21 protein-coding genes are annotated in these 19,846 nt (G+C 51.6%); 7 read left to right on the top strand and 14 right to left on the bottom strand.

Features of this window, described 5'->3' with window-relative positions; genetic code table 11:
• Positions 1 to 148 precede the first annotated feature (148 nt).
• Positions 149 to 418: a hypothetical protein gene (locus ACO0LI_RS18090; protein ID WP_422954143.1), complete on the top strand. Its 270-nt coding sequence runs from the start codon at positions 149 to 151 to the stop codon at positions 416 to 418.
• Positions 419 to 538: 120 nt separating this feature from the next.
• On the opposite strand, the gene ACO0LI_RS18085 is transcribed toward ACO0LI_RS18090, so the two are convergent.
• Together ACO0LI_RS18085 and ACO0LI_RS18080 are read right to left on the bottom strand one after the other, a co-directional pair.
• A complete protein-coding gene (locus ACO0LI_RS18085; RefSeq protein WP_422954144.1) occupies positions 539 to 1,528 on the bottom strand; it encodes an alpha/beta fold hydrolase in 990 nt (329 codons plus the stop codon).
• A gap of 110 nt (positions 1,529 to 1,638) precedes the next feature.
• On the bottom strand, positions 1,639 to 2,862 hold the full coding sequence (locus ACO0LI_RS18080) for a C39 family peptidase (RefSeq protein ID WP_422954145.1): 1,224 nt from the start codon (positions 2,860 to 2,862) through the stop codon (positions 1,639 to 1,641).
• A 335-nt stretch (positions 2,863 to 3,197) separates the two neighbouring features.
• On the opposite strand from ACO0LI_RS18080, the gene ACO0LI_RS18075 reads away from it, so the two are divergent.
• Positions 3,198 to 5,873 carry a tetratricopeptide repeat protein gene (locus tag ACO0LI_RS18075; protein ID WP_422954146.1) on the top strand — a complete coding sequence of 892 codons (2,676 nt, stop codon included), beginning with the start codon at positions 3,198 to 3,200 and terminating at the stop codon, positions 5,871 to 5,873.
• Positions 5,874 to 5,894: 21 nt separating this feature from the next.
• On the opposite strand, the gene ACO0LI_RS18070 is transcribed toward ACO0LI_RS18075, so the two are convergent.
• The 7 genes from ACO0LI_RS18070 to ACO0LI_RS18040 form a co-directional block, all read right to left on the bottom strand.
• Positions 5,895 to 6,992, bottom strand: a complete 1,098-nt coding sequence (locus ACO0LI_RS18070) for a class I SAM-dependent methyltransferase (RefSeq protein ID WP_422954147.1) — start codon at positions 6,990 to 6,992, stop codon at positions 5,895 to 5,897.
• A 27-nt stretch (positions 6,993 to 7,019) separates the two neighbouring features.
• The gene (locus tag ACO0LI_RS18065) at positions 7,020 to 7,487 is read right to left on the bottom strand and encodes a GNAT family N-acetyltransferase (protein ID WP_422954148.1); all 468 of its coding nucleotides are present in this window, start codon (positions 7,485 to 7,487) and stop codon (positions 7,020 to 7,022) included.
• 29 nt (positions 7,488 to 7,516) lie between these two features.
• Positions 7,517 to 8,476 (bottom strand): hypothetical protein, encoded by a 960-nt coding sequence (locus ACO0LI_RS18060; protein ID WP_422954149.1) that lies wholly within the window; start codon positions 8,474 to 8,476, stop codon positions 7,517 to 7,519.
• An 11-nt stretch (positions 8,477 to 8,487) separates the two neighbouring features.
• On the bottom strand, positions 8,488 to 9,258 hold the full coding sequence (locus ACO0LI_RS18055) for a class I SAM-dependent methyltransferase (RefSeq protein WP_423034284.1): 771 nt from the start codon (positions 9,256 to 9,258) through the stop codon (positions 8,488 to 8,490).
• Positions 9,259 to 9,326: 68 nt separating this feature from the next.
• On the bottom strand, positions 9,327 to 10,319 hold the full coding sequence (locus ACO0LI_RS18050; protein ID WP_423034282.1) for a hypothetical protein: 993 nt from the start codon (positions 10,317 to 10,319) through the stop codon (positions 9,327 to 9,329).
• A gap of 67 nt (positions 10,320 to 10,386) precedes the next feature.
• Positions 10,387 to 11,142 carry a WbqC family protein gene (locus ACO0LI_RS18045; RefSeq protein ID WP_422954152.1) on the bottom strand — a complete coding sequence of 252 codons (756 nt, stop codon included), beginning with the start codon at positions 11,140 to 11,142 and terminating at the stop codon, positions 10,387 to 10,389.
• Complete coding sequence (locus ACO0LI_RS18040) at positions 11,142 to 12,263, bottom strand: DegT/DnrJ/EryC1/StrS family aminotransferase (protein ID WP_422954153.1); 1,122 nt, start codon at positions 12,261 to 12,263, stop codon at positions 11,142 to 11,144. The genes ACO0LI_RS18045 and ACO0LI_RS18040 overlap by 1 nt, the downstream gene beginning before the upstream one ends.
• Before the next feature lie 154 nt (positions 12,264 to 12,417).
• On the opposite strand from ACO0LI_RS18040, the gene ACO0LI_RS18035 reads away from it, so the two are divergent.
• Positions 12,418 to 12,771, top strand: a complete 354-nt coding sequence (locus ACO0LI_RS18035; protein WP_422954154.1) for a toxin-antitoxin system YwqK family antitoxin — start codon at positions 12,418 to 12,420, stop codon at positions 12,769 to 12,771.
• Positions 12,772 to 12,819: 48 nt separating this feature from the next.
• Positions 12,820 to 13,269, top strand: a complete 450-nt coding sequence (locus tag ACO0LI_RS18030) for a hypothetical protein (RefSeq protein ID WP_422954155.1) — start codon at positions 12,820 to 12,822, stop codon at positions 13,267 to 13,269.
• A gap of 416 nt (positions 13,270 to 13,685) precedes the next feature.
• On the opposite strand, the gene ACO0LI_RS18025 is transcribed toward ACO0LI_RS18030, so the two are convergent.
• The 3 genes from ACO0LI_RS18025 to ACO0LI_RS18015 all read right to left on the bottom strand — a co-directional run bounded on the left by ACO0LI_RS18025 (position 13,686) and on the right by ACO0LI_RS18015 (position 15,417).
• Positions 13,686 to 14,099: a hypothetical protein gene (locus ACO0LI_RS18025; RefSeq protein WP_422954156.1), complete on the bottom strand. Its 414-nt coding sequence runs from the start codon at positions 14,097 to 14,099 to the stop codon at positions 13,686 to 13,688.
• A gap of 234 nt (positions 14,100 to 14,333) precedes the next feature.
• The gene (locus tag ACO0LI_RS18020; RefSeq protein WP_422954157.1) at positions 14,334 to 14,837 is read right to left on the bottom strand and encodes a hypothetical protein; all 504 of its coding nucleotides are present in this window, start codon (positions 14,835 to 14,837) and stop codon (positions 14,334 to 14,336) included.
• A gap of 118 nt (positions 14,838 to 14,955) precedes the next feature.
• Positions 14,956 to 15,417 carry a cupin domain-containing protein gene (locus tag ACO0LI_RS18015; protein WP_422954158.1) on the bottom strand — a complete coding sequence of 154 codons (462 nt, stop codon included), beginning with the start codon at positions 15,415 to 15,417 and terminating at the stop codon, positions 14,956 to 14,958.
• Between the two features lie 268 nt (positions 15,418 to 15,685).
• Between ACO0LI_RS18015 and ACO0LI_RS18010 the strand changes: the two genes are divergently transcribed.
• The 3 genes from ACO0LI_RS18010 to ACO0LI_RS18000 all read left to right on the top strand — a co-directional run bounded on the left by ACO0LI_RS18010 (position 15,686) and on the right by ACO0LI_RS18000 (position 18,340).
• Entirely contained in the window at positions 15,686 to 16,084 is a 399-nt protein-coding gene (locus ACO0LI_RS18010; RefSeq protein WP_422954159.1) for a hypothetical protein, read from the top strand.
• Between the two features lie 104 nt (positions 16,085 to 16,188).
• Entirely contained in the window at positions 16,189 to 16,893 is a 705-nt protein-coding gene (locus ACO0LI_RS18005) for a hypothetical protein (protein ID WP_423034280.1), read from the top strand.
• Between the two features lie 274 nt (positions 16,894 to 17,167).
• A complete protein-coding gene (locus ACO0LI_RS18000) occupies positions 17,168 to 18,340 on the top strand; it encodes an ABC transporter substrate-binding protein (protein WP_423034278.1) in 1,173 nt (390 codons plus the stop codon).
• Positions 18,341 to 18,374: 34 nt separating this feature from the next.
• On the opposite strand, the gene ACO0LI_RS17995 is transcribed toward ACO0LI_RS18000, so the two are convergent.
• Both ACO0LI_RS17995 and ACO0LI_RS17990 read right to left on the bottom strand, forming a co-directional pair.
• Positions 18,375 to 19,298 carry a LysR family transcriptional regulator gene (locus ACO0LI_RS17995; RefSeq protein ID WP_423034276.1) on the bottom strand — a complete coding sequence of 308 codons (924 nt, stop codon included), beginning with the start codon at positions 19,296 to 19,298 and terminating at the stop codon, positions 18,375 to 18,377.
• A gap of 57 nt (positions 19,299 to 19,355) precedes the next feature.
• Entirely contained in the window at positions 19,356 to 19,808 is a 453-nt protein-coding gene (locus tag ACO0LI_RS17990) for a cache domain-containing protein (RefSeq protein ID WP_423034274.1), read from the bottom strand.
• Positions 19,809 to 19,846 lie beyond the last annotated feature (38 nt).

Raw genomic sequence — 19,846 nt, 5'->3', positions numbered from 1 at the left:
CGTCGTCTAAAAATGCGTTATGAGAAACTAGCTATGACACACGAAGCATTTCTTTCGTTGGCTTGTTCTCTCATTTGCTGGAACTTTCTTAAACCTTTAATTTAATTTCGCAACAGCTTCTTAGTCACACTTTTGGCAATGAGTGTTTATGGCTACTGATACCACTTTGGGTGATGCTCACGGCAATACTTATTCGAAGTACCGTGCATTTGAAGGATGGAACGTCGCCACCGAATCCTGGACTAATTTCTTCGTTTGCGGCCGTTGGCGCAAGTTTTACTGGCCTGTTGACGTTTTACTTTTCAAAGGCCACGTTAAGTTTTGTTCTTGGGATAACGATGAATGTTTTGCTTTCTTTTGTCATGGCCTGCTCTGTTATCGTTTGGATACGCCGTTGTTTGACATTGAGGGCCGATAAAAGGAAGGCGTGACTTCCTACATTCCCAAGCTCGGGCGTTGATGATGGTTTACAGCTGATATGTGATTGCAACAGCCAGATTGCCGGAGCTAACAATCAGCCCCAGCATAAAAGCATCTCCTATTTTCCCGTGACCACCGCAGGCAAAGTGCTGATGATAGTCCGCTGAAATTTTTCTGCTTCCTCTTTATGGATTTGATGCCCGGAATGTTCAAATAAAAACAGCGCTTTCTTTGGTGCCTTCAATTGCGCGAAATAGTCTTGGGTAATCTGGGTGGATGTTTGTATGTCGTTTTTACCCACCAAAAAATACACTGGGCAATCAACTTTTTTCAAGGTCTTTGGTAAATCTACATCCATGACGGCATTCCACACCGGCGACCAGGTTTTTGCCCATTGCAGAAAACCATTCTGGAATTCAGCACTTGTTGCGAACTCTTTGCCTTCTTTGTACAGCAACCATTTTCTCAGGTAGAGCAGGTCTTCATCGATTTTAAAGGGGATATTGACGCTGGCCAGTTCCTGGCTGGCGATTGCATTGTCCTTGAAATGCTTCTTCAGGGCAGTCAGCAATTCTTTTTCACTTGCGAGCTGACTGATGACGGGATTGGACGCAAAATAGGCATGCAATAATTCAGGGTGGTTTTTGACGATGTAAAAACCCAGTACATTGCCCCAGGAGCTGCCGAGCAAATATATTTTTTCCTGCTTTAATTCTTTTCTGATGAATTGTATGACTTCATAGGTATCCTTCTCCATGAGATCGACCGAGGGCTGTACGGGTGAGGGATTGAGTTTCAGGGTTTTACCGGCATCTCGCTGGTCCCATTGAACTATGGTAAATCTGTCTTTCAAGATATTTGTGAAAGCATCCGCATTGTTGATCATCGAGCTTCCGGGCCCGCCCGATAAAAATAGCAGGACGGGCTTGTTGGCATCATCGGTTTTAATCTCGACAAGCTGTTTTATTCCGCCTATTTCCGGGGTCAAGGTCTTGTCGATTTTTATTGACATGGTTTGAGGCTGAGTCTGGTTCATGTCTTGCGCAGTGCTTGCAGAAAATGGGATCAGGGCGGTAAATAGTAAGACCAGCAGGTTTTTATTTATCATCGGTGAGCACTCAGGTTGATTAATTATGCTTTGGAGTCGTAACGGGGAACATCGTTCCCGCATCTTGGAAATTGATTCATGCATACAGCTTGTGGTTTCAGGATTATCCTTCAACGTGCAGTTGCAGGCACAGCCCGGAAAGCTGCAGTCTGGTTCGACATGATTTTTACCGGCGGTAGCACATAGGTGGAGTCGGTGGCAGTGAAGCTGAAGGTTTGCGTAGCAGCGGCAGCATTGGCATTGAAGGATGAATTGGGGATGGCTGCCAGCGTATTGTATTGATACACATTGTATTTCACCCCAACGCTGAGGCCATATACGGTTGCTGTCAGGGTTAGTGGGGCTGCCATGGGCGAGGTATTGGCGCCATTGCTCATTGCCGGGTTTTCGTAATTCAGGTCGGTTGCCAGACGCACCGGTACGGTTTCTCTGTTTATATCGATGACACCGGTAATGGCAACGGCTGAATTGATGTTGTTGCTGCTGCTATGCAGGGCCAGCGAGTATGGTGGCGCAGCCTGGGCGTTGGCCTGGGTGCGTGTAACCTGGAATTTGTCGAAGCCATACTGGAACAGATAAGCTGCGGCTACTGGTGGGGCAGTGAATTGATTGGGGTAGCTGGCATTATTGGTGCCGCTGTTATCGCTGAACTGCAAAATATCATCGGCGTAATAAGTCTGGTTCAAGCCCGGTACGAGCGGGTGGCTGGACGCGATGCCATTCACTGGCACGATATGGTCGTAGCTGGAAAAACCCGCCGCAGGGTTACCGCCAGGCTGATACTGGTTCACATAGATACCCATGATGACCGGATAACCCGCCAGCACATAGCCCTTGATCCAGGCCAGGTACTGGCTGGTCGTGGTGGCGTTTGACAGCCCGTTCCACTCAACGGCATTCAGGTGCATGTTGGCTGCTGCGGTCAGGTCATTGACCGAGACGAGCAACTGGCTGTTGACATCGTTTTGGCTTAAACCCGGTGTCGCGGCAGCGCGTGCGGTGTATTGCGATACATACTGGCCATAATACAAACCGGCGCTGATGAAGGCGGTTTCGCCACAATAGCCGTAGTTGGCATTCCACTGGTGACGTGGTGGAATCGCCAGTGACATCGCATAGCTGCCACCAGTGGGCGGTGGCGGTGAGTCTACCGGAACCGGCCCTGGCAAGATGATAGGCACCAGGCTGACACTGACCTGGGTTTGACTGCTGGTATCTGGCGCAGTGCTGGCACTGCCGCTGCCACCTGAGCCGCCACCACATCCTCCCAATGTCGCTGCCAAAATCGTTGCCAACAGGCTCAATGCGTGTGCACTGGCTATTTTTTTATTCATGGTGTCTCCGTATTGAGTGTGAACTTGTGGTTCATTTTTTTTGCCGGGTTTGCTGGCAGTCGCAAGCAATTGCGCGGTAGCAATTATGCAATGATTTGGTTGTCGGGTGAGAAATACTTCAATGTACTGGGGGTGTGACTGGAGTAACTCAGGCTGTTTCATGTAGCGGGCATTGGAATTAAGCTTTAGATTCAAGCTTTAGATTCAAGCTTTAGAATCAGGTTTTAGAATCAGGCTTAGCAATGTTATCCTGCGTTAATATTTGTGTTTTGCCGCTGAGACTGTCTCATCGCCTGAGATAATGCGGCAAACAGTACTGAGCAAAGGATATCTGGATGTTTTCCTGGTTTAAAAAGCGCCTGGGTGCAGGCAATGAGGCTGAAGTTCAGCCTGTGGCACAGCCAGTGACTCCGTCTGAACAGGCGGCTGGCGGGCCAATTGAGAGCCCGGCGAAGCCGGCGCCTGTCGCAGGGCAGTTGTCAGCAGTGGGTAGCTTGCTGGAGCAGGCTAATTATTTGTTTGCTGCTGGCAAACTCGATGAGGCAGAGGATTATTGCCAGCAGGCGCTTGTACTTGACCCGCAAGATGCGCAGGTGCACAACAAGCTGGGCGATATTGCCTATGAGCGTGGGCAACTGGCGGTAGCAGAAGCGGCTTATCGCCGTGCCCTTGAAATGGCGCCCGGCTTTGGTGATGCGGCGATTAATCTGGGTCTGGCCCTTGATGGGCAAGGTCGCAGCGCAGAGGCTGAAGCCACTTACCAGCAATTGATCGTGCGTGAGCCCGGTAATGCGGTGGCGCAGTTCAACCTGGCCGCCAACCTGACGGCGCAAAACCGTTTGCCCGAGGCAGAGGCCAGTTATCGCCAGGCCATACAGATCAACCCGGTTTTTTCTTTTGCGCATTTCAACCTGGGGACTTTATTGCAGGGGCAGAACAGGCTGGATGAGGCTGAGTCATGCTTCCAGCGTGTGCTCGAGATCAATCCCGACTCCGTCAATACCTATGCCAACCTGGGTGGCATACTGCTGACGCAGGCGCGCTATGCCGAGGCTGAGGCATTGCTGAAACAAGCCATTACCAATGCCCCGGTATCACCGCAATTATTGTGGATGTTAAGTAATGCGTTGCTGGCCCAGGCCAAGGGGGCAGAAGCTGAAACCTGGTTGTGGCGCTTGCTGGAAGTACAGCCCACCCATGCAGAAGCACGCGCCATCCTGCTCGAAACACTGGGTGCGCAAGACCGGCTGGTACAGGCCGACAGCCACTACCAGCGCCTGATCGCCAGTGTGACGGATGATGCCAACTGGCATTTCCAGTTAGCAGAAAAGCAGATGCAGCTAAGGCATATGGCAGAAGCGGTAAGCTGCTACCAGGCAGCGATCAAAATCAAACCTGATTTTGTCGAGGCGCACTTTAATCTCGGCGGCATACAGATAGGGCAGGGGCTGACGGCCAGTGCCGAGCGCAGTTTCAGGGCCGTGCTTGCGATCAACCCGCAGCATGCGTATGCGCATATCAATCTCGCCCTGTTGCTGATGGGGCAGCACAAGCCTGAAGAGGCAGAAGCGAGCTGCCGCAGCGCTATTGAGCATGTGCCGCAAACTGGCGATTTTTATTGCATACTGGCGTCCATCCTCAAATCCCAGGGCAAGATGGCGGATGCAGAACAGGCACTTAAACAGGCCCTGGAGGTTGATCCCGGCCTGATCGACCAGCGCCTGGAGCTGGCCAGCTGGAAATTATTCAACATGGTTGAAAATCAGGCGACTGATCCGCAAGCCCTGTTTGCTGAACATTGCCGCATAGGCGATATCTATGAAGCCGGCTTGCGCGATGCCTGGCCCAGACATCAAAACCAGCGTGACCCGCAAAAGCAACTGAGGGTAGGCTTTGTCTCGGCAGATTTATGCAATCACGCTGTCGCATCTTTCATAGAACCTGTGCTTGAACACCTGACGAATGCCAGTGATATTGCGGTATTCATTTACTATAACAATAGCGTGGATGACGAGATCACTTACCGCATCCGCTCCCGCTTCAGGCACTGGCGCAAGGTGGCTGGGTTGTCTGACGCTGACCTGGTCACCCAGATCACGCAGGATGGCGTTGATATTCTCATCGATCTTTCCAGCCACACCAGCATGCACAGGTTGCAGGCCTTTGCGTATAAACCAGCGCCAGTACAGGTGAGCTGGATGGGTTACCCCGGCACTACCGGCTTCCGCTCTGTTGATTATTTCCTGTCTGACCGATTTATCCTGCCACCCGGGCAGTTCGAGTCTCAGTTTGTCGAGAAGATAGTTCGTCTGCCTGCCAATGCGCCGTTCAAATCGACGGTGAACCCGCCTGATTTAGTGGCCTTGCCTGCGCTGGCGAAAGGCTATATCACCTTTGGCAGTTTTAACCGTGTTGGCAAGATCAATGCAGAAGTCGTCGCTATCTGGGCCAGGGTCTTGCAGTCTGTACCCAACTCACGCATGTTGCTGGGTTCCATGCCTGCCGATGGTGAACATCCGGCTATCCTTGGCTGGTTTGCTGATGCAGGCATCAGTGCAGATCGCCTGACGTTTGAACCGCATTGTGACTTGCGCAAATACCTGATGCTGCATCAGCAGGTGGATATCTGCCTCGATACCTTCCCGTATTCAGGTGGCACCACCACCATGTATGCGGTCTGGATGGGCGTGCCCACCGTGACCCTGCATGGCCAGACCATACCCAGCCGCACCAGTACATCCATCATGGGGCATCTGGGCCTGGATAATTACATCGCTGGCGATGCTGATGAATTTGTGCGCAAGGCCGTGGCTGCGGCCACTGATTTGGACAGCCTGGCCAGCCTGCGCATGAGCATGCGCACACGCATACAGCAATCAGTACCGGGCCGCCCTGAACTGATCGCCCGCGGCTTGCAGCGCGCCTTGCGCATCATGTGGCAAAACTGGTGCCAGGGTTTGCCGGCACAGTCGTTTGAGGTGCTTGAAAAGGATTTGAACGACGCGCAGTAATACATTGCGCGTCGCTGGTGTTCATGGGTGCTGCACTTTTTTCTGGATGAACAGTGCTCCACCCATAAAAAACGCCGTAGCTATTTCTGCCTGATGGCTGGCGAGATAAGCGTCGGCAGCACGGCGCGGGCCATCGCCAAAAGGCCATGAGTAATCATCAATGACTATCCAGCCACCAGGTGCCACCAGCGGGCACCAGGCAGCCACGTCTGCTCTGGCGCTGTCTTCGCTGTGGTTGCCATCAATGTGCAGCAAGGCGATCTGGCCGCTGTAGCTTGTGTTGCCAAACACGGTGTTATTGACACTGCCGTGGCTGGCATAATAGCTGGCACCATCAAGTGATGGCATGCGCAGATAATTAAGCCTGCCCTGGCTATAAGGCAGCAGGTTGACCAGGAATACGCCAAAGGCTTCTTCTGCGCTGAAATGGGTGAAGGCTGCTTCAACCAGGCTGTCTGCACCTTCTGAGACGATGCCGGTTTCTGACCACGGGTCTATGCACAGCACATTGCCCAGACCATAGCTTTGCGCCAAGTGGCCGAGGATGAAGGCTGACTTACCCCACCAGCTACCAATTTCAACCACATCACCAGCCGGGCAACTACGGGCAATTTCATACAGGGCGCGCAGTTTTTCATGGTCGCACATGCCGGGAATATCCTGCACATGCCGGTACAGGGCGGCGATGCTTAACAAGGGCAGGTCAGGTTTGATGCTTGTCTGCGCAGCCACGGCTATCGGTTGCTCAAGCACAGCTCTCGCCCATTGTGTCGCAACGCGAAAGGCATCCAGCTCGGTATTGGCGGGTGTGGTATTCAATAAACTCACTGCGGGGGCCAGGGTTGGCAGCAAACGGTTCAGGTAATCCCAGACTACCGCATGCGGCGTATAGATGCTGGTGATGCCTTGCTCTTGTATCGCGTTTGATAAAGCCTGGTCAAAATCTGCATGATTCACAAAGGGCAGGTGCAGCCAGTCGCTGTCACCATAGGTCTGACGTGCCGGGTCCAGTGCCAGGGATGAGGCACCGATCAGCCTGTCATTATCGTTTTTGCGTGACTGCATGAAGGCAACAGCCTGCGGCATGCCGGCAGGGAAAATCAGTATGGTTTTATTCATGATGGGCAGGGGATAGTAGGGCGGGTTTCATGAAAAAATATGGCGCATCACGATATTGTCTGCTGTATTCATATTCGCTTCTGCATGCTGCACAAAGCCGATTTTTTCATACAGCGCAATGGCGGCAGGATTGTTGGTGTTGACTTCAAGTTCCACCTGCAGGCAGCCACGGGCTTGTGCAAATTGCAGCGCCTGCTTTAACAAGGCCAGGGCGATACCCTGCTGCTGCCAGGTGGGCAGTACACTGACATTGGTGATGAAGGCGCGGCGATGTTGCACGTCATTACAATACATGGCGACCAGACCCGCCAGCTCATGTTCGGCGCTGGCGTTGGCCTCAAACCGCTGTGCAAGCTTGGTGATTTTGCTGGCATAGTCGTCTATGTTCAGGCGGCTGCTCAAAGTCGGCATAAAGGCAGCATCACATTGCTGCAGATGTGCTGCTATCGCCTGCTGGCTGGCCTGGTTATGCGAAAACTGGATGGCGGGATTCATTTTGTGGAATTTGTGGGGCTTGTCGTGACTTAAGTTTCCAGCACGGCTGCACCAAAGCCATAACGCCCGAATTCACTGCCGTTATACAGCAGGTAGGTATGGCCATCGCTATTGAAGGCATGCGGGTAGCACTGCATGTCGGCATCCCATTCGCCGGGTGTGCCTTCCAGCCTGGCTTGCCGGTCATCCCTGGTCCAGTTCAGCAAATCATCTGACCAGGCATGACCTATGCGGTAGCCGCGCTCAGTATTGGTCCTGAAGTCATAGGCATGGCGGTAGCAAAAAAACATATGGTAACGGCCATCAATTTCTACCACCGTCGGCAGGGCCTGGCATTCATGCTCGCCTATCTGGTCAGCAATGATCTGGCGCGCTTCTTCTTTTTGCCAGCTTATGCCATCGGCAGATGTGGCATGGCCTATCTTGTAAATGCGGTCTGGTGCGGCATCAGCAGCAAACTGTGTCCAGCCTGTGCCAAAGATATACCACATATGAAAAGTATTGCCGATGACTTTGACAAAGCCATCACCCACCAGGCAGGGTTCATGCAAGGATGCTGACAATACCGGGCCTGGCCCCATGCGCTGGAAAGTCAGGCCATCATCATCGCTGCTTGCGAGACCAACCGCCGTTTCCACAGACACTGACACACGCCTGCTCCAGCCACAGGTATAGCCATAGATACGGCCTTCGTGGCGCAGCACATTCATGGGGAAAATACCATGCTCATCAAAACTACCCAAGTCCCCTAGCGGTATCACGGTTTGCTGTGATACCCGCAAGGTGGTTTTTAATTCCTTGTCCATATCAACAAAGGCAATATGGCTCAGGTATTTGCCGGTTTTTTGTTCGAGCGCGCGGGTAGAAAAATAAATACGGATGAAATCATCAAACACCAGCGCCTGCGGTGACTGGGCAAATGCCACGCAGTCATTCGGCAACTGGTGTTGGGTAGGGTCAAATATCTTGCCCAGTTTTTTCCATCTCATGGTGCTGCTCTTCATTCAGCGTCAGCCGTGGTTTTCTTGCGCACGACGGCATACACGTCTGCGCACATGTCGGGATATTCATTACCAAGGCTGAACAAACCCTCGAGTTGTGGCTCACCGAGTATGCCGGAATCGATCATTTTATCCATCTGGAAATCCGCCAGGTATTTGAAGAAAATGCCGCCCTGGGCGACGATCTCAAAACCGGCAGTTTCCAGTTCACGATTGAGGGTGACGCGGTCATACACGCGGCGGTGGCCGCCACGCAAATCATTCGGTGTCAGTTCATACAGGCTGTCAAGCAGGCCCATGTGCCTGGCCAACTGGCGCGACAAGGCACGCGCATTCGGTACCGCAACAAACAGCAGGCCGTCTTTGCTCAGTGACTTGTGCACCATCTTCAAGACTTCCTGCACATCCAATAAATGTTCGAGAACATGGGAAGCGATGACGGCATCATATTGATGGGGCGCTTCATAATGCTCAAATAGCGAGCAAAAATAATTCGCGTTCGGCAGATTGCGAGACTTGGTCCTATCCAGGAATTCTTGTGAAGCATCGACAATATCCAGCGTATCTACCAGCGGGCTCAATAGCTCGGACATATAGCCGATCTCGCAACCCAGCTCCAGCGCCTTGCCGCGCTTCATGAATTGTTTGAAGACACGGATCTCCAGTTCACGCATCAGCCTTTGCTGGCTGGAATCGTCGGAGGTAATGTAGTTGGCGGCATAGGCTTCCAGCAAGCCTTTTTCTTTGTCGAGCAGAGGATTCACTGTCATCTTATTCATCTCATTTATTAAGTTGCCCTTGCTGAAATCAAGCAGCAAGCGGCAAGGATTTTATCAGTTCAGCTTTCCAGCCTGGCCAGGCCAAACCCATGCCTGCCCATCTGGTTACCCAGGTAGAGCAGATAAACTGCGCCATCAACGGCAAATACATGGGGGAAGGATACCATTTCTGAATCCCAGCCTTCTTCAGAAATCTCCAGCCCCGCCTTGTCATCATCGCGCACCCAGTTGAACAAATCATCAGAACTGGCATAGCCCATGCGGTAACCGCCTTCCTTGCCATGGTAATTGGTACTGGCACGGTAGCTGAAGAGCATGTGGTATCTGCCACCATATTCAAAGACATCGGGGCAGGCCTGGCATTCATTTTCGCCTATCCTGCATTCGACCAGGTTGCGGCCATGCTTGACCCAGTTGATGCCGTCATCCGAGGTCGCCATCCTGATCTGATACACCGGCTCTGCGCGGCTGGGCGTCTGCAACCAGCGTTGCCCGGCACTATAGAACAGATACCAGCGGCCATTGAAGCGGCGGATTCTTGGTACCGTCAAAAAAAATGGTTCATCCAGCGTACAGGGCAAGACCGGGCCAGGGCCAAGCCGGGCAAAGCTATCGCCACCGTCATGGCTGATGGCGGCACCGATATTGATCGTAAATGGTACAGACTCACAGCGCGAATAACCGACATAATAGGCCAGTATGTCTTCATCCTTACGTATTACTGAAGTGAAGTAAGCCCCAAACTCATCAAAGCTACCAGGGCCACCCAGGGGTAGCAAAGGCGCTTCGCATACACTGATCAGCTGGCTAGGGTCATCCCGCCTGAAGTCGGCATAGGCCGACAAGCTGACATAATTGCCCTGGTTATCCACCGGCGGGCGGCAGGCAAAATACACTCTGATTCTGTCTTCAAAGATCAAGGTGCTGGGTGCTTGTGCAAAGGCCGATATCCATGGCCGGTCTTTGATGAGCGCCGGATCAAATATCTTGCCCAGTTTTTTCCATTTGAACATGGATGCTTCCTTCATGCTGTCACTCACGCTGTCATTCATGCAGTTATTCATGCAATTATTCATGCAGTTATTCATGCTTCATAAGCGCATTTTACGCGAGGCCGGCTCAAATCAAGTCAAAACCCTGGTCCAGAGTGCTTTGTATGGTTTCAGGCGGGTTGAACATCATCACATCAATGATCGATAGCCAGGGTACAAAGTCCGCGCCAGCCTGTGCATATTCAAACGGTTTCGAGCGTATGAATTTAAGCTCCAGCCCATGCTGGCTGAACTCTTGCGGTTCGTACAAGTCCATACCGCCTATCGCATTGACATAGGTATGCGCACCAACAGCCTGGCACATGGCCATGACTTTATGCTTGCCCTTGAGCTCATGGGCGATGGGGATGGTCGATGACACCTTGAACTCAGTTGCTATACCCAGATGCGCGCAAGTCTTGCGCAAGGCATGCTCCAGAAAGCGGAACAGATTCTTGTCATCATGCAGTAATACCGCCTCCAGCAAAGGCAGGGTTTGTGCAAAATAAGGCGCACGGCGATAAGCGCCGCTGAGCTGCTGCAAGAGTTTGCGCGGGTTGAAGTCGGCGGCCAGTTCGCGCTCAACAATATCCAGCATATCCGAATCACTTTTCAGCGGCAGCGAAAACATGCAGTCCTGGTCGTTTTGCAAAAAGCGGTTACGGTTGATCCAGCCTTTTTTGGTATATTTGATATTGTCATACACGATGAACAAATCCACCGCATTGACGAGCTGGAAGTAGCCTATATAGGGAAAAAAATAAGGCTGCATGATGGCAACCTTGAGGCCAGTCCCTGAGCCGGTATCGGGGCCGGCATCTGCAACAGTAGGAGCCGCTTCCATTATTGACTGGCGATGTGCTCAACGATCATGCTGACCTGCGCATCGCTGAGCTCAGGATAAATCGGCAGGCATAATACCTGCTGTGCCGCCACGCGGGCGACTGGCAGGTTATCTTTTTGTGCCGATGGCAAGCCACGATACATGGGGAAGTCAGAAATCAGTGGGTAAAAATAACGCCGCACCATGATCTTTTGCGCCCGCAATGATTCATACAACGCATCGCGGCTGACAGGATAAGCCTCGTTGATCAGGATAGGGAAGTAAGCACAGTTCGCCACCTCATTGCCACCGCCCTGCACACAGCGCAGGCCTGGCACATCCTTCAGCAATTCACGGTAGAGCGCATCAATCTCGCGGCGTCGCGCCAGTGCCTGGTCTATATGCTTTAACTGCAGCAAGCCCAGTGCGGCATTAAACTCACTCATTTTGCCGTTAATGCCGGGTGCCGTGACCGTGGTTTCATCGACAAAACCAAAGTTCTTCAAATGATCTATATGGTTCTTGGTCTTGGCGTCAGGGCATATGATGGCACCACCCTCAAAGGTATTGAATACCTTGGTCGCATGAAAACTCAATACTGACAGATCACCATGACGCATGATGCTCGCGCCCCTGTCCTTGACCGCAAAAGCATGGGCCGCATCGTAGATAATCTTCAAATTGTAACGGTCAGCAATCGACTGTATCGCCTCGACATCGCAAGGGTGACCATAGCAATGCACAGGCATGATGGCCGTGGTCTGCGGGGTGATGGCCGCCTCGATTTTTGTCGGGTCAAGATTCAGGCTATGCGGGTCTATATCCGCAAACACTGGCTTGATACCATTCCACAGCAGCGAATGCGCGGTTGCCACAAATGAATAAGGGGTAGTTATCACCTCGCCAGTAATGCGCAAGGCCTGCAAGGCCGTGACCAGCGCCAGCGTACCATTGGTGAACAGCGCCAGGTGCTCAACACCGAGGTATTCGCACAGCGCAGCTTCCAGCTGTTGATGGAAAGGCCCGCCATTGGTCAGTATCTTATTGCCCCAAATTTGCTCCAGATAAGGAATAAATTCCTCAAGCGGAGGCAAATGAGGTTGCGTGACGTAGATGGGCTTTTTGTCAGGTGAATTATCCATAAAGCCTTGGCAGTGGCAGGTGCATCATCGGAGCTGATGGCTTATTGTTGGTGTTTGTAGCTGTTGTATATTGTCTATTTGTAAGGATAGCACAAACGGTCTGGATTTTAAGCTTGCCTGATTAAGCTTGCATAAGCCAGCTGATATTGCCAGAATGTCGAATATCTCTGGTCTTGTTTATTTATTAATCTCGTTGTATTTTTGGCTAAAATTGATGCATACAGAATTAAATATCGCCGAAATCCCCTATGAGAATGGTGGAATTCATTTCAGGTATTCAAGATATATGTCTGCCGACGGTACGCGCTGGATAAGACATGGATTGTTTCGCGCATACCATCCAAATGGAAACTTGTCCTCAGAGGGTTCATATACTGATGGTCAGGAAAATGGGCTGTGGCGCGATTATCATGACAATGGCCACATTGCCGCTGAAGGCGAGTATCTGGATGGAGTTGAAGCCGGTGAGTGGATGTATTGGAGTGCTGATGGGTTACCCTATAAGTGAGCGGCTTTGCTTGAATTTTTGAATGACCGGTTTTAAGTAAGGAAATTAATGAAAGATAAGTCAGTGCTGGACCAAGTGATTACACTTGAACCAAATGTAGATTATTTTCTGGGCCCGAATTTGCGATTGTTGAACTGCAAAATCGTTTCAAATGCAATTGCAAGAAATATATTTTTTTCAGGCGTGGAAATGACAGAAGGGTTTTTTGAACAAGGCCCGCGGCTTGAGAATTTTCATTTTGAGAAGGCTCATTTTAACAAGGTGAAATTCTGCGGAGATTTTGCAGGCTGTGATTTTGGAGACTGGGATAACTCTGACAAATCTTCAATTGTGAATTGCGATTTTGTAGACGCGAATATGAATGATTGCCGCTTTCTTAATACAGACATGCGGACCATCAGCTTACCTGCATGGCCACATTTTTCACTTCATTCTCCTGTTGATGCACGCGATTTTTCTTACGGGGAACTTGGCCAAAGAAACTGCGAGTTACATTGAATGTGTTTACCGACACAGATCCCGAGTGTACCGCCATTGTTTCCAATGCAGAGTTTCTAGCGCAGGATGTAGGACTTCCAATAAATGAGTTGAAGGCTTTTTTGGTGCAGATACCTGGAGTTACGATTTTGGAAAAATAACATTTTTATGCAATGCATGGCATTAGAACTTCAAATTAAGCGTCAAATGTATCCCATGTAACTACACACCATCACGCACAAAAAACCACCCAAAACATGATCGCAAATGCGTGATGGGAGGTCTTCTCCTCTGGACCCAATTTCTTCCATGCTCCTTCATTTGGCCCACTTGGCGTTATCATGGTTCCTCTCTTGATTCTCGCTTTGTTGTGGTTAAGCACAGCCCGCTCCTGTAAATGTACGCTACTACAAAATGCACGCTGCTACAAATGCACTTCACTCTTCTTGCGTATTGTCATCATACAGATGCCGCCGCAGATATTGTATGAACCCCGGTAGCAGGATGATGAGCAGCAGTAAAGATTCACCCTGCAGTGCATAAAGCTGTGATTTTTTATCATTTCCCACATAGGTGGTCAAGACGAGTATGGCGGCAACAAGAATAAAGCTGGCTGCATACTTTTTGAAAAATCCAGGTTTTCTGAACTTGCCCTTGGTGACCAGCACCAGACTCACCACCAGACTGATAGCTGCGACGGGAAATGAAAGCATTACGATAAGTAAACCCAGGATCCCGCTATAGTCGCTCGCCATGGCAAGGCTGGGCAGGCAACATGTCAGGCCAAATAACAAAAATGCTGGCATTGACTTGCCCGAGGTAACTTTGTTTTCAACATCGGATGAGCGCATGGTAAGTTTCATTTAAAGCGAGTAGGGCAGGGATCAATAAAATAGGCAAATACAGCAGTAGGGTGCGCCGTGCGCACCGTTCAAGTGTCAACTTAACTTGATCACATAATCGATGCGGTAAAAAAAACGGTGCGCATGACGCACTCTACAAATGATGGCATTTTACTGTCAGTACGCCGTGCGCACCATGCAAACGCCAATCTTAGGCAATGTCGATTGCCAGCGAATGTCATTTTACAAACGCTCCAGCAGGAGCAGCTTCATTGGGGCCGCATCCAGTATTGCCTGTGCATCTGCATGCATATCCTTGTCGGTACGCACAACCCACAAAAACATACCAGCCATATAATGCTGTGATTCTTCCGGGCTAAGTATGCCGTCCGGCGACATCCTGACACCACTGCCTTTTTTGATAAATGGCGGGAAGTTGTGATAGTTTTGACTTTCCCAGCTTGAACCATTGCCCCACCAATCCCGGTGTGCTTTGGGAGATATGATCTCGCCAGCAACAGATCTCGCGAAACTGGTCAACTGATCAATGTCTTCATCAAGTTCCAGACGTATTGCATTGGCATATAAAATTTTTCCTATACCAAGCCAGCGCTCTTGTAACCCGGCTTTGCTGAGTGACAGGCAGTCAAATACCAGCTCTTCGAGCAAATCGAGATTTTCAATGTGCTCACGACCCAGCTTTAGTTCTTCCAGGATGACGCGAGTGTATTTCTTTTTGATTTTCACTGAGCAAGTTTACTGTCACGAATTGGCACATGATAAAAACGGTGCGCATGGCGCACCTTACGAATTGTGGCACGCTGCTGTCAACAAACTGCTGTCACCAAATCACCGCGATCAAACATCAATCCACAAACACCGTATCCGTCTTGCCCTGAGGCGGGATCTTGATGGCGATGGCTTTGACCGGGCCGTTGCTGACGATGCTGCCAGCGTGGGCTGTACCTTTGGGGATGACGATGAGGCTGCCGGGTTTGAAATCTTTGCGTTCTTTACCCAGCCACATGCTGCCGCTGCCTTCGATGATGTACTGGATTTCGTCAGTCTGTGGGTGTATGTGCTTCGCAACATTGCCGGATTGTATGCCGACCGTGGCATTGTCCGTGACCACCAGTGGGCGGGCATTCAAATCTGGATTACCAGTCTTGGGCAAGTCATCATGCTTGATCGCCAGCAAGTCTATGATGCTGGCAGTCAGGCCAGGTGCATCGGCATGGGCATCGCTGACCATATGCTGCATCAGGGGTGAGGCAATCAGGCCTGCAAAAAAAGCAGCGGCAATGGCGAAGTTTTTGTTGATGCGCATGATGTCTCCAGATAGGTGGGTTTGCAGGGCAGGGTAGGGAACCATATCAAGTGTGCAATACAAAACGGTGCCGGGCAAGTGCTTTTGATACACATGGCAGTTTCATTTGCTTACCAGTGCTACGGGCTTGCAATCTGGCTGCTACAAATCATTACAAAACCCGGTCAACATGGTTTTTAAGATAGCCGTTAACTCTACACAAGGCAGCCTGGAGCATGCCTGTGTGCTTGGTGCGTCACCATGCGCCTATCAAACTGGAGTTATAAAAATGAAAGCAATCCCTCTTACTCTGGCAGCCCTGGCAGCTGCCACCGCCATGACAGGCTGTGTCGTGGCACCTCGCCCTTACTATCATGCGCAGCCTGTGCCTGTGGTGCAGCCTGTACCCGTGGTTCAGCCGGTGTATGCCCAGCCTGCCTATGCACCTGGTGTGGTCGTGGTGGAAGCTGCACCGCCTGCACCGTATTCTGAAGTCATAGGCGTAGCCCCCAGCCCCGGATATATCTGGATAGGCGGCGCCTGGTTCTGGGAAGGTGGCCGCCATGTGTGGCACCGCGGCTACTGGTCAGCACCACGCTCTGGTCATTACTGGGTCGGGCATCACTGGGAGCAGGTAGGCCATTCCTGGCATTTCAGGGAAGGCTACTGGGCACCGCACCGCCGCTGATCTGTTCCTGCTGGTCGCGATGGCGCATGGGCTTGCGCCATCGCGGGAGGGCATGTTTTAATCCTGCTGATTTATTCATACTCAACATACAACAGACAGATTTCATGCCCAGCACCCACATCAACAGCCGCCGCCGGGCGCTATTGTTCAGCCCAGCTTTACTCTTGTTGAATACTCCCCGTGTGCGTGCTGCCCCCACTTACCAGAAAAGCCAGACAGATGGCTGGACACTGATGCTTGACCAGGGTTTGCAAACGGCAGATGCTGCATTGAGGTCTGCCTTCATCAGTGCATTGAACGATCAACTGAGCAAACTCAATAAGTTGCCCATCCATGCCCAAGCCGGGTTGCGCAAGGTCAGCATCTATGTTTCCAGTGGCACTTACCGCGCCTTTGGTGCGCAATACCATCCTTCTGCACAATGGCTGCAAGAGCATGGCTACCCCGTTGAATTTGCCGGCAATATAGAAATCTGCAACTGGAAAGAATTCACCACCATAGTCAACAGCCAGCCCTATGCACTGCTGCATGAAATGGCGCATGCCTACCATTTCCAGCATCCCGAGCTTGATGCCATTATCCAGCGCGCCTACGACAATGCCAAAGCTGCCGGGCTGTACCGCAAGGTCACCCGCGACCACAGGCCTGAGCTGCAAGAGGCCTATGCCATCAGCAATCATCGCGAATATTTTGCAGAACTCAGTGAAGCTTATTTTGGAGAGAATGATTTTTTTCCGTATCACCGTGCCGAGCTCAGGCAATACGATGCGCAGGGCTATGCGATGCTGGAAAAAGTCTGGAAAATCTGAATTGCTTAACATGCACTTAAGGTCAGCAAGGCCAGCATTGCTGCAATCATTCACGACCATCTCAAATCAGCAATAGTATGTGCCGAATCAGCATGAGCATGGCTTAGCTGCCTCATATACTTTCCAGTAACCAGACACAGCAACGATCTGGCAAGTCAAGAATTCGCGCAGTTGAGTGCGCATTGAATTCTGTTTTTATTTCCAGGCCGGACATGCAGAATAAGGGAATCTTATCCCTGGTTCTGACCATGCTCTTACATTGTTGGAGTTCGACGTGCGCTCAAGATTCATACTGAACAAAGTCGTGCTGGCTTGCTCGTTATTTTGCTCTCTGTCATGCGCCGTAACCATCAATGCATGGGCAGATAATCAGGGTGCTGCAGATATCGTCCTTGGTCAGTCAGCTCCTTTGACTGGCAGTTTCAGTGAGCTTGGCAAGGCTTACCGTGATGGTGCGCTACTGTATTTTGATAAGATAAACCGCCAGGGTGGCATCAATGGCCGCGCCATCAAATTGCTGACCTTTGATGATGCTTATGTACCAAAGCAAGCAGAAGACAATACCCGCAAGCTAATAGCGCAACATCATGTGCTGGCGCTGTTCGGGCATATGTTTACCAATACGGTTAAAGTGTCTTTGCCCATCGCCACGGCAGCGCAAGTACCCTATGTGGCACCTTATGCGGGCAATGATGAATTGTATGCGACTGCCAACCCTTATCTGTTCATGACACGTGCCAGTTTTTCTGCAGAGCTTGATACCCTGATCAAACAATTTGCTGTCATGGGTTTGAAGCGGGTGGCGCTGATACGCTATGACAGTTCTTCAGGCGCTGCGCTGGAAAAAGAACTGGCAGGCAAGGTGCAGACGCTGAAACTGACACCGCTGGTCAGCACGGTAATTTCTTTACAGTCCAGTGACTTTTCCAAAAACCTGGGTGTGCTGGCACAGGCGCGCCCGGATGCGGTGGTGCTGGGCGTGTCGGGAAAAGATGCGGTGCAGTTTATCCAGCAATTCAACAAGGCCGCGCTGGTAAAACCCATACAATACTTTGCCCGCAGCCTGATCGCCGGGCATCAACTGGTGGCTGAACTGGGTGAAGAAAGCCGTGGCCTGGTCTTGTCACAGGTGGTGCCATCGCCCTTCAATGGCAAGACCCAGATCGCCCGCGAATACCAGGCCACGCTCAACACCACGACCACGCCTGCATTGAAGACCACACCCAGCCATATTTCGCTGGAAGGTTTTATCGCCGCCAAGGTCATGACAGAAGCGCTGAAACGCACTGGCAACAAGCTGACCAGACCGGCCTTGCTGGCCGCGCTGGAATCCATGCATGACTGGAATGCTGGTGATTTCCCGGTCAGTTTTTCTGCTGGTAAGCACAATGGGTCAGGCTTTGTGACGGTGACCGTGATTGGTGCTGGCGGGCATTTCATTGAATGAGGTGATGCCCTGCTTTAGCCGGCGCAAAAGAGATTTATCCGCCCTGACCGCCACTCTGTCCAGTATCCGCCAGCAAACCATTCCAGATTTTATCGGCGATGGCATTGTTACTGCCGCGCAGACGGCACAGGCAGATGTCGAAGCTGACGCGCATGCTGGCATCACCGACGATCATCAGTTTGCCCTGCTTCCAGTCGTCCTGTATCAGGCGCTGGGGCAACCAGGCCAGGCCGGTGCCGCGCTTGGCCATTTCCAGTATCGATTCATATGAATCCGCCTGGAACACGGTTTGCAAGGCCAGCTTGCGCGGCAATTCAGACAGGTGCCTGGCCAGCACGCCGCGCAAGGTGAGAGAGGTGGAATACGCCAGCCACGGCGTCGGCGCATTGCCTGACACCGAGATGCGAAATTTTGGCCGCCCCTGCGCATCTGGCGCGCTGACAGGCACCAGCACTTCGCGTTCCAGCGCCATGGTTTCAAACTGTCGTGGGTCCAGCAGCAGCCGTGTGGCCGGGCTGGAATAGCTGACCACCAGATCAACATCCCCAGCCGATAAATGCTTGATCGCTTCTTGCGCACCGCTGGTGGTGATGGAAGCAGAGAACGGCCCATAGCGGCGGTTCACCGATTCATACCAGTCAGGGAAAAAAGTATTGGCCAGCGTGCGGCCGGTGGCTATCCTGAGGGTGTCGTCCTGGCGGTAAGCGGTATCCTGCACTTGTGCCCTGGTGGCGTTCAGCACATCCAGCGTGTGGATGGCTGCATCCAGAAAAAGCAGGCCTGCCGGGGTAAGCGACACCGGTTGCTGGCGTTCTACCAGGCTGGCACCGACCCATTCTTCCAGCGCACGTATGCGCCGCCCAAATGCAGGGTGGGTCACAAAGCGGTTTTCAGCCGCACGCGAAAAGCTGCGCGTGCGTGCCAGTTCGACAAAATCTTCCAGCCATGTCAGTTGCATGTTGATGCCCTCTTGGTAGCAATCGCTTATGGCAGGTTGATGGTGAGCTTATTTGGCTTACTTGCCTTTGTAAATTCCCGCTTCCAATATCATATCGCCGCTGCGCACGAAATAGGTTGCTTTCTTTTCCAATTCCTTGGTTTCGGGATTATTGTAGCGATATTCCACCCATCCCTTGCCCTTGGTTTTGGCGATGTCAATGATTTCCTTGCGATAGAATTTGCCATCTGCATCCGCAAAGACCACCATGTTCTTGCCCACCGCACGCGGGTTGACTGGATGGGCGATGGTGGTGCCATCCATAGAGCGCAGGGCAAGATAGACATTGCCTTTGATGAAGGCCGGGTTTTTATTATTGACTTCCTTGATCAGCGCGTCCTTGCCATGTGCATCGACATAGGCCAGGCCTTTGTTGACAATGGCGATGGCGTCTTCAGGTGTATCTACTGCAAAAGCAGGAGTGAAACAAAGCATTAGCAGGGACAAGGCAAGCAATTTCAATGTTTTCATGATCATATTCCTTGGAAAATTTATCGGAGAGGGGAGAG

The organism is Undibacterium sp. Tian12W (genome assembly GCF_049339405.1).
Classification (GTDB): domain Bacteria; phylum Pseudomonadota; class Gammaproteobacteria; order Burkholderiales; family Burkholderiaceae_D; genus Undibacterium.
Note: the sequence above shows the minus strand (reverse complement) of the source record. Positions and strands in the feature narration are given on the sequence as shown.

Coding starts and splice junctions, on each gene's coding strand:
- ACO0LI_RS18090 (WP_422954143.1), top strand. CDS start 149: ATGGCTACTGATACCACTTTGGGTGATGCTCACGGCAATACTTATTCG.
- ACO0LI_RS18085 (WP_422954144.1), bottom strand. CDS start 1,528: ATGATAAATAAAAACCTGCTGGTCTTACTATTTACCGCCCTGATCCCA.
- ACO0LI_RS18080 (WP_422954145.1), bottom strand. CDS start 2,862: ATGAATAAAAAAATAGCCAGTGCACACGCATTGAGCCTGTTGGCAACG.
- ACO0LI_RS18075 (WP_422954146.1), top strand. CDS start 3,198: ATGTTTTCCTGGTTTAAAAAGCGCCTGGGTGCAGGCAATGAGGCTGAA.
- ACO0LI_RS18070 (WP_422954147.1), bottom strand. CDS start 6,992: ATGAATAAAACCATACTGATTTTCCCTGCCGGCATGCCGCAGGCTGTT.
- ACO0LI_RS18065 (WP_422954148.1), bottom strand. CDS start 7,487: ATGAATCCCGCCATCCAGTTTTCGCATAACCAGGCCAGCCAGCAGGCG.
- ACO0LI_RS18060 (WP_422954149.1), bottom strand. CDS start 8,476: ATGAGATGGAAAAAACTGGGCAAGATATTTGACCCTACCCAACACCAG.
- ACO0LI_RS18055 (WP_423034284.1), bottom strand. CDS start 9,258: ATGACAGTGAATCCTCTGCTCGACAAAGAAAAAGGCTTGCTGGAAGCC.
- ACO0LI_RS18050 (WP_423034282.1), bottom strand. CDS start 10,319: ATGAATGACAGCGTGAGTGACAGCATGAAGGAAGCATCCATGTTCAAA.
- ACO0LI_RS18045 (WP_422954152.1), bottom strand. CDS start 11,142: ATGGAAGCGGCTCCTACTGTTGCAGATGCCGGCCCCGATACCGGCTCA.
- ACO0LI_RS18040 (WP_422954153.1), bottom strand. CDS start 12,263: ATGGATAATTCACCTGACAAAAAGCCCATCTACGTCACGCAACCTCAT.
- ACO0LI_RS18035 (WP_422954154.1), top strand. CDS start 12,418: ATGTCGAATATCTCTGGTCTTGTTTATTTATTAATCTCGTTGTATTTT.
- ACO0LI_RS18030 (WP_422954155.1), top strand. CDS start 12,820: ATGAAAGATAAGTCAGTGCTGGACCAAGTGATTACACTTGAACCAAAT.
- ACO0LI_RS18025 (WP_422954156.1), bottom strand. CDS start 14,099: ATGCGCTCATCCGATGTTGAAAACAAAGTTACCTCGGGCAAGTCAATG.
- ACO0LI_RS18015 (WP_422954158.1), bottom strand. CDS start 15,417: ATGCGCATCAACAAAAACTTCGCCATTGCCGCTGCTTTTTTTGCAGGC.
- ACO0LI_RS18010 (WP_422954159.1), top strand. CDS start 15,686: ATGAAAGCAATCCCTCTTACTCTGGCAGCCCTGGCAGCTGCCACCGCC.
- ACO0LI_RS18005 (WP_423034280.1), top strand. CDS start 16,189: ATGCCCAGCACCCACATCAACAGCCGCCGCCGGGCGCTATTGTTCAGC.
- ACO0LI_RS17995 (WP_423034276.1), bottom strand. CDS start 19,298: ATGCAACTGACATGGCTGGAAGATTTTGTCGAACTGGCACGCACGCGC.
- ACO0LI_RS17990 (WP_423034274.1), bottom strand. CDS start 19,808: ATGAAAACATTGAAATTGCTTGCCTTGTCCCTGCTAATGCTTTGTTTC.